Below are 14,575 nucleotides of genomic sequence, written 5' to 3' on the forward strand. Positions count from 1 at the left end.
GTAAAGGAGTGAAAAGAATGAGAGAAAAGCGAACTCCTATCCCTGTCGGAGAATGCGTTCAGCGAGTGATGCAGTATGCAAAAAACAGAAAGCAAGAAATCATTGCGCTTGAAGAAGCTCACGGCAGATTTTTAGCTGAAGATTTAATGGCAGATCATGATATTCCTGCTTTTAATCGTTCTCCATATGATGGTTTTGCCGTGCGGTCACAAGATACGAAAGAAGCATCATCACTTCATCCAGTAGAACTGGTTGTTCGAGGAGAAATAGGAGCGGGTTCTGTTTTTGAACATACAGTCAACGCGATGCAGGCTGTGCGTATTATGACAGGAGCCCCTATTCCAAAAGGCTGTGATGCGGTTGCAATGCTTGAAGTAACAAAAGAATATATGAGAGGCAATCAGCCAATCGTTCAAATCAAGCGTTCGTTTAACAGCGGGGATAACATTTCTTTTCAAGGAGAAGAAACAACAAAAGGGACTGTGTTAGCTTCAAAAGGAACGTATATCACTCCAGGAGTGGCTGCTCTTCTAGCCACATTTGGCTATAGTAACGTAGCTGTCTTCAAAAAGCCTGTAGTTGGATTACTTGCAACGGGAAGTGAACTAGTGGAAGTAAGTGATCCTGTTCAGCGGGGGAAAATTCGTAATAGCAATGCTCATATGCTTCGTGCGCAAATTGAAAAAGCTGGAGGCGAAGTGAACTATTTTGGTATTATGCCCGATGATTTAAGTCAGTGCTACAGTGCGGTAAAAGCTGCGCTATCAGAAGTGGACATGCTGATTACAACGGGCGGCGTTTCAGTAGGAGACTATGATTATCTACCAGATGTGTATAAACAATTACAAGCCGAAGTTCTTTTTAATAAAATAGCGATGAGACCAGGCAGTGTAACAACAGTTGCTCGTATGGAAGACAAGCTTTTATTTGGTCTATCGGGAAATCCAACAGCGTGCTATGTCGGTTTTGAACTTCTGGCTCGTCCGGTAATCAGTGCATATGCGGGTAAAAGAACCCCTCATCTTCGGAAAGAAAAAGCTTTGTTAGGAAAGGATTTCTTAAAGCCAAACCCTTTTATGCGATTTGTATCTGGCAGGCTTTCATACAGGGAAGGACAGCTGATTGCTTCTCCATTAAGCTTTACAAAATCTAGTGCTGTTTCGTCCTTAGCTCATGCGGATACGTTAATTATATTTCCTGGAGGGACGAGAGGATACAAAGAAGGAATGCTGGTTGACGTCTTATTGCTAGATGACGTACTAGGAAGTGAATGGCCTTGGTAGCTCGTTGCACCGTTTTACAAGTAGTCGGATTTCAAAACAGCGGTAAAACCACTTTAGTGGAAAAGTTAATTAAAAAAGCGAAACACTTCGATATACATGTAGGTTCTATCAAGCATCATGGACACGGCGGACCTCCAGATAGCAGCAGTCAGCTAAAAGACAGTCATCGTCACCAACAAGCAGGTGCCGATGTGGCAGGTGTAGAGGGAGATGGAATCCTTCAGCTTACGGCAGATATTAAAGACTGGAGCCTAAAAAAACTGATTGATTTTTATCAATTTTTCTCGCCAGATGTCATTTTTGTTGAAGGATATAAAAAGGAATCCTATCCAAAAGTAGTCTTGATTCGAAGTGAAGAAGATCTTGTTCTGCTTTCCTCTCTAACCAATATTATATGCGTGATTAGTCACGTTCCGCTTAAAAAAGAAGTGCGGCGAGCATATCCAATGTTTCATTTACAAGAAGACGAGCTTTATCTTAATTTTTTATTGAAAGAAGTGGGGGAAAGAAGATGAACCAGCACTTATTTGAAGTAGTAAATCAACCAATTGTGGTAGATGAAATAATTAAAAAAGTTTCTAGAAGAGACGCGGGAGCTATTACGACATTTATTGGAACGGTGAGAGAATTTACAAAAGGCAAGAAGACGCTCTCTCTTGAATATCAAGCCTATGTGCCAATGGCAGTGAAAATGCTTAGCCAAATTGGTGACGAAATTCAGGAAAAGTGGCCCGATGCTTTGACAGCTATTACTCATCGAATCGGGAAGCTTGATATAACAGAAGTTGCAGTAGTTATTGCCGTTTCTTCTCCGCATCGCAAAGCAGCCTATGAAGCGAACGAGTATGCCATTGAACGTATTAAGCAAATTGTGCCAATTTGGAAAAAGGAATTTTGGGAAGACGGAACAAAATGGATTGGAGATCAGTTAGAAACGAAAGAATATCCTGAAGGAAAGCCATTGAAGGAGATGTAAAAATGATTAACGTATTATTTTTCGCTGCTATACGGGAAGAGGCTGGAATAGAGCAGGTAACAATTGATAAGCAAGGTATAACAGTGAAGGAATTAAAGGAATATGTGCAAAAAACATATAAGCTGTCCTCTCTGAATCAAACGATGACAGCAGTCAACGAAGAGTTTGTAACAGATGAAGAAATCATTGGAACGGGAGATACCGTTGCATTCATTCCGCCCGTTAGTGGAGGATAAAAAAAGGTGCTGAATACACAGCACCTTTTTTATTATCTAAATTCAGCTACTTTTTCGATTGGTAAACGTACAGACGGGTAACCGCTATTTGCTGCTTTGCCGATTGAAAGTAACATAACCGGTGCATAGCGCTCTTTGTCTAAACCGAATGCCTCGGCAATTTGATCTTTTTCATAACCGCCGATAGCGTTTGTATCATAACCATGAGCACGTGCAGCAAGCATTAACTGCATGGATACTAAACCGCCGTCAATTAATACGGTTTCTTTATTTAATTCTTCAGAAGCAGCTGCGTAGTGCGCTTTGATTTTAGGAATTTGCATATCTCTAATTTCTTGTGGCATATAGCCTAGTTCAACAGCTTTATCGTAAATTTCATCTAAATTTTCTTCACTTTTTAAATCGCCGAATATCGCGATAACAGCTGCTGATGTTTCTACTTGTGATTGATTAAATTTAGCAAGCGGAGCTAATGTTGCTTTTCCTTCAGGGCTATCAATTACTAGAAAGCGCCAAGGCTGTGCATTAACAGAAGATGGAGCTAGCGTCGCTTCTGTTAAAATTTCTTTCATTTCTTCACGGCTGATTTTGACAGATGGATCGTAATAACGAATAGATCTGCGCCCTGTAATAATATCTTGGAAATCATTGTTTAGTGTTTGTGTTTGTGTCATGATGAACTCTCCTTTATGTTAAAAATGTTATGACCGTTTAATGGCCGAAATGTTTACTTTTAAACGCTCAAGCATTTTGAAAAGCAGCAGCTGTTCTTCTTCGCTGAAATCTTTAAATGCTTCATCAATAAAGCGAGCTTTTTCGTTTCGAAATGCACCGATTTTTTCATGTCCGCTTTTCGTAAGCTTTACAAATGTTACGCGGTTGTCATCAGGATTTTTACGGCGTGATACAACATCTCTTTCTTCCAGCTGCTTTAAATGTCTTGTAATTGCAGCATTGTCAATGTTTACTTGCTGTTGAAGCTCCTTTTGACTCATTTCACCTGTTTCATAAAGCTGATGTAAAATATCAAGACGTGATTGGCTAACACCGGTACAATGCTCAAACTTTTGATTAATTTGTTTATTAACTTCTTGCAGAGCATACAGAACATTTGCTTTTTCAGAACATGAATGTGACAAGAAAGTCGCTCCCTTTTTCTATGATATTTATTGATGGATTAATATTTGATACATCAATATTTGATACATCAACTAATATAAAATAAATAAAAATGAAAGTCAAGAAAGTGAACGCTCTTTTTTTTATAAATAACAAAAAAGCGCCTTAAAAGGCGCTTTTTAAGCTGAATGATTTTTTTTGCTAATTTGTTCGTGCGTATAGGGAGATAGAAACGGAATACGCTTGATAATCACATCGTGAATCCAGAATAATCGCTGAATAAGAGGAGCTGTTTTAGCTGAAACATATATAATAAAGCATCCGACAGCTCCCGCGATCACCATGCCTCCAAGTACATCTGCTGGATAGTGAACGCCTACGTAAATACGTGAAAGGCCTGAAATGACAGCCCATATAAAAATGACGCTTCTCCATTTGTTTTTTCGTAACCACATGATCCAAGCAGCAGAAAAGACTAAAATCGAATGGTCACTGACAAAAGATGAATTAGCCGGGTGTGGAATCAGCTTATGAACATGATGAGTCACAAACGGACGCGGGTGGTAATACACCAAGTGAATGACTTCATTGATACATAGAGAAAGTACGATTGTAAACAACATGTATAAAGCCGTATAACGGTGATAAATCGTTCTTTCTGTTTTTCCGCTGAACCAAAGCAAAAGCAAACAAGCCATTATAAAATAAGGAACGCTATTCGTGATCATAATCATTACAGAATCCATTGCGCTGGATTTACCAGCAAATGAGTTAATCCATTGAAATACTTCGTAATTGCTGTTCATTCGTTTTCTCCTTATGCAGTACTTTTCACCCTTAGTTTAGAGTGTCACTCTAAAAAAACGATGAATTTCACATTAAAAATCAATTAAAATCCAAAATTCATGGGCATTTAATGATATAAAAAAAGAGAGGAAGAAACTGCTTTTAGAATAGGAGATGAAACAGTTGAAAAAGGTTTTATTTTTACCTCTTCTAAAAATGCCTTCTGGCCATCATCAAGTGGCAGAGGCGTTAATGGATATATTGGAAAGAAGAACAACAAATATTTGTTATAAAAAAATAGATTTATTAAGTTATACAAACGAGCTATTAGAAAAAGTGGTCACAGGCACGTATTTGAAATGGATTCGTTATGCGCCAGAGACGTACAATATGGCATACAAACATCTCTTTTACGAACCGCCTGTTCATTCATTCAAATGGTATCATCATGTTTTTGCAAAAAAGATGGAGCAATTAGTTAAAGAAGAAAACCCGGATTTAATTATATGCACACACGGATTTCCTTCTTATTTGCTCAGCCAATTAAAAGCAAAGGGCAAGTGCAATGTTCCTATTATAAATGTCTACACGGATTTCTTTATTAATAATTTATGGGGAAAAGAAGAGATTGACTTTCACTTTCTCCCTAGTGAAGAAGTAAAAAAAGGGCTTCGTGCTCAAAGTGAAATTCCACTTCAAAATATGATGGTCACAGGGATACCGGTACATGAAGAAATAACAAAAACAAGAACTTTTAAGCATCCTGGTAACCGAAATATTTTAATTGCTGGAGGCAGCAGCGGCTTAGGCAATATTATGGATTTCTATAATGATTTAAAAGATGCTCGCCATTTTCATTACTTTGTCTTATGCGGCAAAAATCAAAAGTTATATGAAGAAATCAAGGGGTGGGAATTACAACACGTTACACCAATTCCGTACATTTCATCACGCACAGAAATGAATGAACTGTATGAACAAGTGGATGCTATTGTAACAAAACCAGGTGGTATCACGGTCAGTGAAGCTCTTCGCAAGAATTTACCGATTTTTGTTCATTCTGCTTTACCAGGTCAAGAAGAAGTGAATTTACGCTATTTAACAGAACGAAACTTAGTTCAAGAACTAAAGGCGGATCAATCGTTAGAAAGTCAACTGCAAGCAGTGTTGCAAGATGCTGATAAAATGAACACATTATATAACGCGATTACTGCTTATCATAAAGAAATCGAAGCACAAACGCCTGAAGAACTTTTAGCAGTAGTCAATTGGATTTTAGGTGAAAAGCAAACCATTGGCCTTCATGCGTAAAACATTCATGTTTACAAACAATAAGGATAAGCTAAAAGACAAGTATGTTGAAAAAGTAGGGTTTAGATAAAAAAACAAACATCTTTTGAAAAAGGTGTTGTTTTTTATCTAAAGAAGCTATTCTTTCACTTAAGACACGTGGTGAGAGGTGTATAACATGAAAGAGAAAATTTTAATTGTGGAAGATGAAGCGCAAATTGCGAAAGTGTTAAAAATTGAATTAGAATTTGAAGATTATGAAGTAGACGTTGAATACGATGGAAAAGCGGGGTTAGAGGCGGCAATATCCACTCCATATGACCTCGTTTTGCTCGACGTGATGCTTCCAAGCCTGAGCGGTATTGAGGTGTTAAGGAGACTTCGGAAAGCGGAAGTATTTACGCCCGTCATTTTATTAACTGCCCGAAATACGACGCTAGATAAGGTAATGGGCTTAGACCAAGGGGCTAATGATTATGTTACAAAACCATTTGAAATTGAAGAACTGTTAGCACGAGTTCGTTCTTGTATTCGCTATCGTTCACTCGTAGGAGCATCAGGAACGAAAGAAGCTGAAGCGGAGCGCTTAACGATCAGTGATTTGACCATTAATCTCGAAACAAGGGAAGTCCTAAGAAACAATGAATCCATTACGTTGACACCGAAAGAGTATGATTTAGTTGTGTATTTGCTTACGAATAAAAATAAAATTGTCACGAGAGAAGGAATTCTCACAAACGTTTGGGGCTATGAATATGAAGGAGAAACGAACGTAATTGACGTGTATATTCGCCACTTAAGAAAAAAAATAGATGAAGGTTTTTCTACTTCTCTCATTCATACGGTGCGGGGCGTAGGATATATGATGAAAGAGGAGAATCATGAAGATCACGACGAAGATTAATTTGCTGACAACAGCATGGCTAGTTGTTATTTTATTAATCATGAACATCGTTGTTTTTTTCTCCTTTACTAAATCTACGGTGAATATGGAACAGGACATTTTATTCGAAAAAGCACACGAGATTATTCAAAAAGGTCAACAAGATCATTCCGTTGAGCTCTCGCCGGATTTATTAAAATTTTATTTGACCAATCATTCATTTATCCGAACAGTCTCAGAAAACTCTACAGTCATTAATCAAGTATCAAATGATCCTCATCTTGTGAAAATTAAGCCCGAATTTTCAAAGAAAAAAAAGGTGAAGCTTCGAAAAATTAGAGAAAAGCAAGTATTGGTCATTCGCATGCCTGTCAAAGTCGATAATCAAGTCGTCGAAACGCTTGAAATTGGTGAACTCCTGACCGGTTTTGAAACCCGTAAAGATATCTTGCTGTCGATTTTGATTTTTTGTTCGCTTGTGTCCATTTTACTTTCTCTTTTAGGAGGAAGATGGTTATCACGCGTCATTATGCATCCTATTAAAAATATGGTCACAACGATGAAAGAGATCGAAGAGAGCGGTGTTCCTAAAAAAGTCCTCATTCAAACGGAGACGAGAGATGAACTGCAGGGTATGACCGTTACCTTCAATCATATGATTGACCGCTTGCGAGAAAATATTGAAAAACAAAATCAGTTTGTTTCCGATGCTTCTCATGAATTAAAAACCCCTTTAACCGTTATTCGCAGTTATTCTAATTTATTAAGAAGAAGAGGGATTAAAAATGAAGAAATTACGCTGGATGCGATCGACACCATCTATGCGGAAGCAACTAAAATGCAAAAAATGATTGAAACGCTGCTTGATCTGGCAAGTGTGGAAAAAGAACAAACGCTTGATATGAAGCAAACAGATCTTGTTCTTATTTTTGAACAAATCGTTAAGCAGCTGCAGCAAGTATACAAAAGAGAGTTAGTTCTTCATTATGATCAAACGCCAATTATGGTTGAAGTGGATGAATTAAAAATGAAGCAAGTGTTAATTATTTTGCTTGATAATGCGATTAAATATAGTACGGATAAAATTGAAGTGACCGTTACAAAAAAGCAGGAAGATGTCATTATCAAAGTAAAAGACTATGGAATCGGCATTCCAAAAGAAGACCTTGCACATATTTTTGAACGCTTCTATCGAGTCGATAAGGCTAGAAGCAGAGCCACGGGAGGAACGGGGCTTGGACTATCGATTGCACAAACTATTGTCCGTCAGCACAAAGGCGAGATTTTTATTAAAAGTGAAGAAGAACAAGGAACGGAAGTTGTGATTCATTTTCCTGTTTCATCTATAAACTGAGAAAGCCGCCGTTAACAGGCGGCTTTTGTGTGATTATGACGCTGATTTTTCTCAGACTAAAGTATGAAGGTATTTCATTATAAAGTCGTTCGAAATGTATGGAAAAAGCGAATAAGATAAGAGTATCAATAATCAGTGGGGGTTTTAGTATGAGTTATACTCTTTTTATAAAAGCAAATGACAGATCGGCAAGTGAAGCGGTCAGCGTAAAATTATATGATGCGTTTTTAGAAAGCTATAAACAATCGCACCAAGGTGAAGAAATAATAGAGCTAAATTTGTTCAAAGAAGAACTTCCTTATTTAGGTGCCGACATGATAAACGGTCAGTTTAAATTAGCAAGAGGGTTAGAAATGACAGCAGCGGAAAATAAAGCAGCAGAAATTGCTAATCATTACTTAGAACAATTTGTGAAAGCTGATAAAATTGTGATTGCCTTTCCGCTTTGGAATTTTACTGTGCCGGCCGTGCTTCATACGTACTTTGATTATTTGAATCAAGCAGGCAAAACGTTTAAGTATACGCCAGAAGGTCCTGTGGGATTACTAGGCCATAAAAAAGTGATGTTATTAAACGCACGAGGCGGAGTATATTCAGAAGGTCCATCAGCCGCTGTCGAAATGGCCGTTAAATATGTCAGCAGCGTACTTCAATTTTTCGGGGTCCCGGATGTGAACTCTGTTGTTATTGAAGGGCACAATCAGTTTCCAGATCGTGCTCAAGAAATTATTGAAAGTGGCCTAGAACAAGCAGAACAAGCAGCCAAAACATTTTAAATAACAGTAGTAAAAGAGGCTGGGGCAAAAGTATTTTAGTTGAAGGAAGATCCGAACGAGTTTGATTCTTGATTGAGAATCAACTTTGTTCGGATTTTTTCATTAGTATGGTGAATGTAGGTTTCATGTATGTAGTTACTTCTAGCGGTTGATTGGAGGGCAAGGCGAAGACTCCTGCGGGAAAAGCGGAATAGGTGAGACCCCGCAGGAGCGTAAGTGACGAGGAGGCTCATCGGCCGCCCGCGGAAAGCGAAGTCTTGCACGGAAATCAACCGCCGTGTAACAAGTGATCTATACTAGCTCCTTTATCCAATTTGTTCGTCTTTAGATTGAATTATGTCTCCATCTCTTCTTCATATTTTTGCTGTATATCTTAAAACATAATAGGTAAAATGAATAAATAAGGTAAAAGGTATTCGCTTTATCTATAGGAGGAGCAGAGATGGATATTCGTCAGCTTAATTATTTTTTAGAAGTGGCTAAATTAAGGAGTTTTACTAAAGCATCTCAAAGTCTTCATATTTCACAACCGACCTTGAGCAAAATGGTGAAAAACTTAGAAGAAGAATTGGAAGTAGAGTTAATTGATCGGTCCGCAAGACAGATTGATTTAACGGATGCCGGGGAAGTTGTATATGTGCAAGGACAAAAAGTCATGGCATCAATTGATGAGCTTTCGACTTATTTATATGATGTGATGAATCTGAAAAAAGGGATGATTAAAATTGGAATTCCTCCATTGATTGGAGTGCTGTTCTTTCCAAAGATTATTAAAGGGTTTCAGCAGCTCTATCCCGATATCACAATTAAACTTATTGAATACGGGGCCAATCGTGTTCAAAAAGCGGTAGAAAAAGGAGAGTTAGACCTAGGTGTAGCGGTGCTTCCAGTAAATGAACATCTTTTTGATGTTAATCCTTTTATCTCTGAAAAAATGCTTTTATATGTTCATCATTCTCATCCTTTGGCCTCTAAAACTCATGTGGAAATTAATGAACTAGTCCAAGAGAAGTTTATTTTATTTAATGAAGATTTTACGCTTCACGACCGGCTTATTCAGGAGTGTCAACAAGTGGGGTTTGAACCTAACATAGCCTATGAAAGCTCTCAATGGGATTTTATTGGTGAAATGATTGCGGAAAACTTAGGTGTATCTATCTTTCCACAATCCATTGCAGCAAAAGTGGATTCTGCTATCGTAAAAGCAGTTCCTATTACTAACCCTTCAATTTCATGGGATTTAGGATTGATTTTAAAAAAAGATAAATATATTTCATATGCCTCTAAACAATTCCTCCACTATATTAATGAACAGCATTCTGCTTTATATAGATAAAATGCATATATTGTATTGAATATATGTATTTTACGAAAGAAAGAATGTGCGTTAAAGTAAATAGTGTAGAAAACATATACGAAAACAAACATTGATTCCGCGCGGTGTCAGTAAAAAATACGGAGGCTGATTTTACATGGCACAAGATAGTTATCAAAAAGGTTTAGATAAATTAATGGAATATACATTAACGAGTAACGATGATATTTCGACTCATTTAAAAATTACAGAAGACTTAAAAAACCTAGCTCCTGATGTTGGGAAATATATTATTGAATTTGCCTATGGAGACATTTATTCACGACCAGGTTTAACGAATAAGCAACGAGCATTAGTTACCATTTCATCATTGGTCACTCAGGGTACAGAGCCTCAGCTTGAGCTGCATTTAAACACAGGTTTAACAGCTGGACTAGAGCCGAATGAAATTGTGGAGAGCATCATTCAATTAATTCCATACACAGGTTTCCCTCGCGTGTTAAATGCTTTAAGCGTAGCCAAGAAAGTATTCGCTCAGCGTGACGTGGAAGTAGAGACAGATGAAAAAGAGCTAGTAGAAAATAAATAATAAGCACAAAAAAGACACTCTAAAAGAGCGTCTTTTTTTATGCGAGCTGTTTTTGTTTGGTTTCTTTTCCTAGAAAAACAACCGAACCGACACCGATTAAAATAGCTGCACAAAAGATTGAGAACGTAACGGTTAAAGACGCACCTTGCGTTGACATATACCCAACTAACAGCGGCCCTAAGATTCCTCCGATTCGTCCAAAAGAAGCGGCCATTCCAGCTCCTGTGCCTCGAATAGATGTCGGGTATTGCTCAGGTGTATACGCGTATAAAGCTCCCCAAGCGCCTAAGTTGAAGAAAGACAACAGCATACCTGCTGTTAGCAGCAGCCAAAGTGACTCCGCATTTCCAAAGATATATGCACTGGCAGCCGTACCTAACAAATATGTGACCAATACGAATTTTCGGCCCATGCGTTCAATAAACCAAGCAGCCGTATAATAGCCAGGAAGTTGAGCTAATGTCATAATCAATACATATTCAAAGCTTTTGATTAAGCTAAATCCTTTAATGACCATGACGCTAGGTAGCCATAAAAACATGCCGTAATATGAAAATACAACGCAAAACCACAGAACCCACAGCATAATGGTAGATTGACGATAAGGCTTAGACCACACGCTTCTTACATTGTCCGCAATCGACGGTTTCTTTTCCTTTGTCGCTTCCACAAATTGAGGAGAATCGGGCAGTTTAATGCGCAAATAAACGGCATAAAACGCTGGAATAGCGGTTAGGATAAGCGCTAACTGCCACCCGTAAGCTGGAATCACAAAGTAAGAAATAAGCGCTGCCAGTAGCCAGCCAAACGCCCAAAAACTTTCTAACAGCACGACTACTTTACCGCGTTTTTCCGGCGCTACGGTCTCAGAAACAAGTGTAGAAGCAACTGGAAGCTCTCCTCCTAAACCCATTCCAATTAAAAATCGAAATACTAAAAAAGCAGCAAGGGTAGTAGTAAGAGCTGAAAGACCGCTTGCCACTGAAAAAAGAACAAGAGTCACAATAAAAACGGTTTTTCGTCCAATTCGATCAGCGAGTAATCCAAACACCAAAGCTCCAACGGCCATTCCAATCGAGTTGACGCTGCCTATCCAACTCATTTCAGTAGGGGAAAGCCCCCATTCAGCGTGAAGAGCTGCAATGATAAAAGACAAAATGCCAACATCCATTGCATCGAAGAGCCATCCTAGTCCTGCGATGCCAAGAAGCTGACGTTCTGATAATTGTTTTGTTTTCATGTCTTCCTCCTAGAAGCAAAGAATTTTGCTTTAAGTTTACACCTGTCTTGACATAATGTCACGTCTATTTTAAAGAAAAACTCAAACGGAAAAGCTCTATACCTAATGGTATAGAGCTAATTTTATTTTCACATTTTATCGTAAAGCATTTTTCCAGGCCATGTATAAGCCATATGACCGCCGTCTACAGTAATGCAATCACCTGTTACATACGAGCTGTCATCGGATGCTAAAAATAATACAGCACCGGCTACTTCTTCCGGTTTGCCTAGACGGCCCATCGGATCGACCCATTCATATGCTTTTCTGAATTTTTTTCCTTCTTCAGAGCCTGATAAATCATCAAGAAGAGGTGTTTCGATTGTTCCAGGAGCAATTGAGTTAACGCGAATACCTTCACGAGCGTAGTCAATTGCCATGCTTCTTGTTAAGTTAGTAATAGCACCTTTGGCCGCATTATAGCCAGAACGGTCTAAGTCTGCTGCTAATCCGGATACGGATGAATTATTAATAATCGATCCGCCATTTTCTAACATCAGCGGAATAACGTATTTGCTTACAAGAAATGTTCCGCGTAAATCTACCGACATTAAGCGATCCCAAAGTTCTACTGGATATTCGTGAAGCTTGCCGCCTTCTGTGTCTGTCCCCGCATTATTAAAAAGAATGTCCACTTTTCCAAATTTCTTTTCAATTTCCGCTGTGAACTCTTTTACTTTCTCTTCTTCAGCTACATCGATATAGTAGGCGTATGCTTCACCGCCAGCGTCTTTAATTTCTTGTGCTACTTTTTTTACACCGTCTAAATTAATATCGGCACAAATAACAACCGCGCCTTCTTTCGCAAAGCGTTCAGCAGTTGCTTTTCCTATGCCAGAGCTTGACCCTGTAATAACAGCAATTTTTGTTTCTAGACGTCCCAATTGTATCCCTCCGCAAAAATAGGTATATAAGTATGTATGTTCATGTACCCATCTATTATTTTGATAAAACGTCGCTAGTTTATACGTATGTGAATAAGAATAAAAAGGCGCAGCGAAAACAAATCCATTGTATAATGAACAGCAGTATGTCAGAAAAGATGAGGTGTTTGCATGAAAGCAATCATAAAAAGTTTTATTAATGGACTCTTAACGATTGTCCCTATTATCCTTGTTATTTATATTTTGGTAAGAGTGTTTAATTTTTTAGACAGCATTTTAGGGAACGTATTGAAGCCCTATATGAAGCAAGATTATATACCTGGGATCGGAATCTTGGCGACTCTTGTCTTAATTACCTTCTTAGGATGGTTATCTACTCGTTTTTTCGCGGGGAAAATTATTAACTTAATTGATCGATTGTTAGAAAAAATACCGCTTGTTAAAACGCTATATAGTGTCATTAAAGATACATTTCAATCTTTTCTTGGAGAGAAAAAATCCTTTTCAAAAGTAGCTTTAGTGACGATGCCAGGCACGTCAATGAAAGTCATAGGGTTTGTGACGTCTGAAGAGGTAGAAGAGGTTATTCACTCATTAAAAGACCATGTAGCCGTCTATGTCCCCCAAACTTTTCAAGTAGCCGGTTTTACTTTTTTGGTTCCAAAAGAAGAAATTGAGTGGTTAGATATTAAGCCGGAAGAAGCAATGAAGTTCGTGTTATCTGGGGGAGTATCTAGTTCGAAAACAGAAAAATAACAGAAGGCTTGTTGAAGCCTTCTGTTATTTTTGTTGGAGTAGGACTGTTAAAAGATTAAGTGGTTCTTCTAATGTCTTAAGCTCTGTTAAATTTCTAATCATGCCTTTTACAATAGCGGCGGTAGGCTTATCTTTTTTTAGCTCCGTTTTTAAAATGTGAAAGCTGTCTGCATGCTCTTCAGAAATATGATCGCTGGTGTCTAACAGCTGTTTAATTTCCTCGATAGCTTGTTTTAATTGCTCATTTTTACTTAGAAAAGTCATTCGTTCCTTTCCGTATATGTCTTCACCAAAAGAAGCAGGAATAAGGGGACGAGGTTGTTTAGTTAATAAATCTTCTACTAATACATCAACTCGGTCCATTATGTACTGCGCGACTTCTTTAAAGGTAAGTTCATATTGATTGAAGATAATAATTTCTAAAAAAGACTGATGAATACCTTCAATCATTTTTGTTAAATCCGAGATATAAGGCGTTACTTCTTCTCCGTATACGCTAACGAGACTTTTGCAGTGAAAGTAAAACGTTTCTCGCTGCATTTTATGAACAAAGTTCTCCACGTCTTTATTGAATGGAATAGACTTTTCACGGATTTGCATGATAATAAAATCTCTGTGCTCCGTAATAAATTCATAGAAATAGATGAGCTGATTCATATAGCGGCTGCGAGCATCGTTTACTGCCTCGTCGAGAGCATAAACAGAGCTAAAAAGCTTTTCATAGTAAAAGTTTAGAATCGATAATAAAAGTGCATCCTTAGATTTAAAGTGCAGGTAAAACGCGCCTTTAGAAATATTGCATTCATCTACAATTTCTTGCACAGAGGTAGCATTAAATCCTTTTTTTGCAAAAAGCTTAATCGCTGCTTCAATTATTCTTTTTTCTTTTTCTTTCAAGTATTCTACCTCCTTTATTGAACAATTTGGCCATTCATTTCGTTAGATAATAGTATCATACACTAAAAAAGATAAAGAGATATATCAAAGTTAAGACCGAGAGTCAGTTCCTTTAAAAAACGATTTATCGTAAATATGTCTTTATTATGAAC

Annotated in this window: 17 protein-coding genes; 11 read left to right on the top strand and 6 right to left on the bottom strand. The window is 37.9% G+C overall.

Going from position 1 to position 14,575, the window contains the following annotated elements; all coding sequences use genetic code 11:
* The first annotated feature begins 17 nt into the window (after positions 1-17).
* From M3225_RS22320 to moaD, 4 genes are read left to right on the top strand one after another with little or no spacing between them, the layout of a single operon-like run.
* Complete coding sequence (locus tag M3225_RS22320) at positions 18-1,283, top strand: molybdopterin molybdotransferase MoeA (protein WP_251397397.1); 1,266 nt, start codon at positions 18-20, stop codon at positions 1,281-1,283.
* Entirely contained in the window at positions 1,271-1,798 is a 528-nt protein-coding gene (gene mobB, locus M3225_RS22325; protein ID WP_251397398.1) for a molybdopterin-guanine dinucleotide biosynthesis protein B, read from the top strand. The genes M3225_RS22320 and mobB overlap by 13 nt, the downstream gene beginning before the upstream one ends.
* Positions 1,795-2,259, top strand: a complete 465-nt coding sequence (locus M3225_RS22330) for a molybdenum cofactor biosynthesis protein MoaE (protein WP_251397401.1) — start codon at positions 1,795-1,797, stop codon at positions 2,257-2,259. The genes mobB and M3225_RS22330 overlap by 4 nt, the downstream gene beginning before the upstream one ends.
* 2 nt (positions 2,260-2,261) lie before the next feature.
* Positions 2,262-2,495 carry a molybdopterin converting factor subunit 1 gene (gene moaD, locus M3225_RS22335; protein WP_251397404.1) on the top strand — a complete coding sequence of 78 codons (234 nt, stop codon included), beginning with the start codon at positions 2,262-2,264 and terminating at the stop codon, positions 2,493-2,495.
* 32 nt (positions 2,496-2,527) lie between these two features.
* Here the strand turns inward: moaD and M3225_RS22340 are convergent, their stop codons facing one another.
* The 3 genes from M3225_RS22340 to M3225_RS22350 form a co-directional block, all read right to left on the bottom strand.
* The gene (locus M3225_RS22340) at positions 2,528-3,169 is read right to left on the bottom strand and encodes a nitroreductase family protein (RefSeq protein WP_251397407.1); all 642 of its coding nucleotides are present in this window, start codon (positions 3,167-3,169) and stop codon (positions 2,528-2,530) included.
* A gap of 27 nt (positions 3,170-3,196) precedes the next feature.
* Positions 3,197-3,634 (bottom strand): MarR family winged helix-turn-helix transcriptional regulator, encoded by a 438-nt coding sequence (locus M3225_RS22345; protein ID WP_251397410.1) that lies wholly within the window; start codon positions 3,632-3,634, stop codon positions 3,197-3,199.
* 159 nt (positions 3,635-3,793) lie between these two features.
* Positions 3,794-4,420: an undecaprenyl-diphosphatase gene (locus M3225_RS22350; protein WP_251397413.1), complete on the bottom strand. Its 627-nt coding sequence runs from the start codon at positions 4,418-4,420 to the stop codon at positions 3,794-3,796.
* Between the two features lie 154 nt (positions 4,421-4,574).
* Between M3225_RS22350 and M3225_RS22355 the strand changes: the two genes are divergently transcribed.
* From M3225_RS22355 to M3225_RS22380, 6 genes are all read left to right on the top strand, one after another.
* Positions 4,575-5,711, top strand: a complete 1,137-nt coding sequence (locus M3225_RS22355) for an MGDG synthase family glycosyltransferase (protein WP_251397416.1) — start codon at positions 4,575-4,577, stop codon at positions 5,709-5,711.
* A gap of 157 nt (positions 5,712-5,868) precedes the next feature.
* On the top strand, positions 5,869-6,594 hold the full coding sequence (locus M3225_RS22360) for a response regulator transcription factor (RefSeq protein ID WP_251397418.1): 726 nt from the start codon (positions 5,869-5,871) through the stop codon (positions 6,592-6,594).
* Complete coding sequence (locus M3225_RS22365) at positions 6,572-7,927, top strand: sensor histidine kinase (protein WP_251397420.1); 1,356 nt, start codon at positions 6,572-6,574, stop codon at positions 7,925-7,927. The genes M3225_RS22360 and M3225_RS22365 overlap by 23 nt, the downstream gene beginning before the upstream one ends.
* A 149-nt stretch (positions 7,928-8,076) precedes the next feature.
* Complete coding sequence (locus tag M3225_RS22370; protein ID WP_251397422.1) at positions 8,077-8,703, top strand: FMN-dependent NADH-azoreductase; 627 nt, start codon at positions 8,077-8,079, stop codon at positions 8,701-8,703.
* A gap of 442 nt (positions 8,704-9,145) precedes the next feature.
* On the top strand, positions 9,146-10,039 hold the full coding sequence (locus M3225_RS22375) for a LysR family transcriptional regulator (RefSeq protein ID WP_251397424.1): 894 nt from the start codon (positions 9,146-9,148) through the stop codon (positions 10,037-10,039).
* A gap of 136 nt (positions 10,040-10,175) precedes the next feature.
* Positions 10,176-10,607: a carboxymuconolactone decarboxylase family protein gene (locus tag M3225_RS22380; RefSeq protein ID WP_251397426.1), complete on the top strand. Its 432-nt coding sequence runs from the start codon at positions 10,176-10,178 to the stop codon at positions 10,605-10,607.
* A gap of 37 nt (positions 10,608-10,644) precedes the next feature.
* Here M3225_RS22380 and M3225_RS22385 read toward each other — a convergent pair whose 3' ends face one another.
* Entirely contained in the window at positions 10,645-11,847 is a 1,203-nt protein-coding gene (locus M3225_RS22385) for an MFS transporter (protein ID WP_251397428.1), read from the bottom strand.
* A gap of 128 nt (positions 11,848-11,975) precedes the next feature.
* Positions 11,976-12,770 carry an SDR family oxidoreductase gene (locus M3225_RS22390; protein WP_251397430.1) on the bottom strand — a complete coding sequence of 265 codons (795 nt, stop codon included), beginning with the start codon at positions 12,768-12,770 and terminating at the stop codon, positions 11,976-11,978.
* A gap of 171 nt (positions 12,771-12,941) precedes the next feature.
* Here M3225_RS22390 and M3225_RS22395 point away from each other — a divergent pair, with 171 nt between their 5' ends.
* Positions 12,942-13,526, top strand: a complete 585-nt coding sequence (locus M3225_RS22395; RefSeq protein WP_251397433.1) for a DUF502 domain-containing protein — start codon at positions 12,942-12,944, stop codon at positions 13,524-13,526.
* Between the two features lie 24 nt (positions 13,527-13,550).
* Here M3225_RS22395 and M3225_RS22400 read toward each other — a convergent pair whose 3' ends face one another.
* Complete coding sequence (locus tag M3225_RS22400) at positions 13,551-14,423, bottom strand: TetR/AcrR family transcriptional regulator (RefSeq protein WP_251397436.1); 873 nt, start codon at positions 14,421-14,423, stop codon at positions 13,551-13,553.
* Positions 14,424-14,575: the final 152 nt, after the last annotated feature.

The sequence above is a fragment of the Priestia aryabhattai genome (genome assembly GCF_023715685.1).
In the GTDB taxonomy this organism is placed as follows: Bacteria; Bacillota; Bacilli; order Bacillales; family Bacillaceae_H; genus Priestia; species Priestia aryabhattai_B.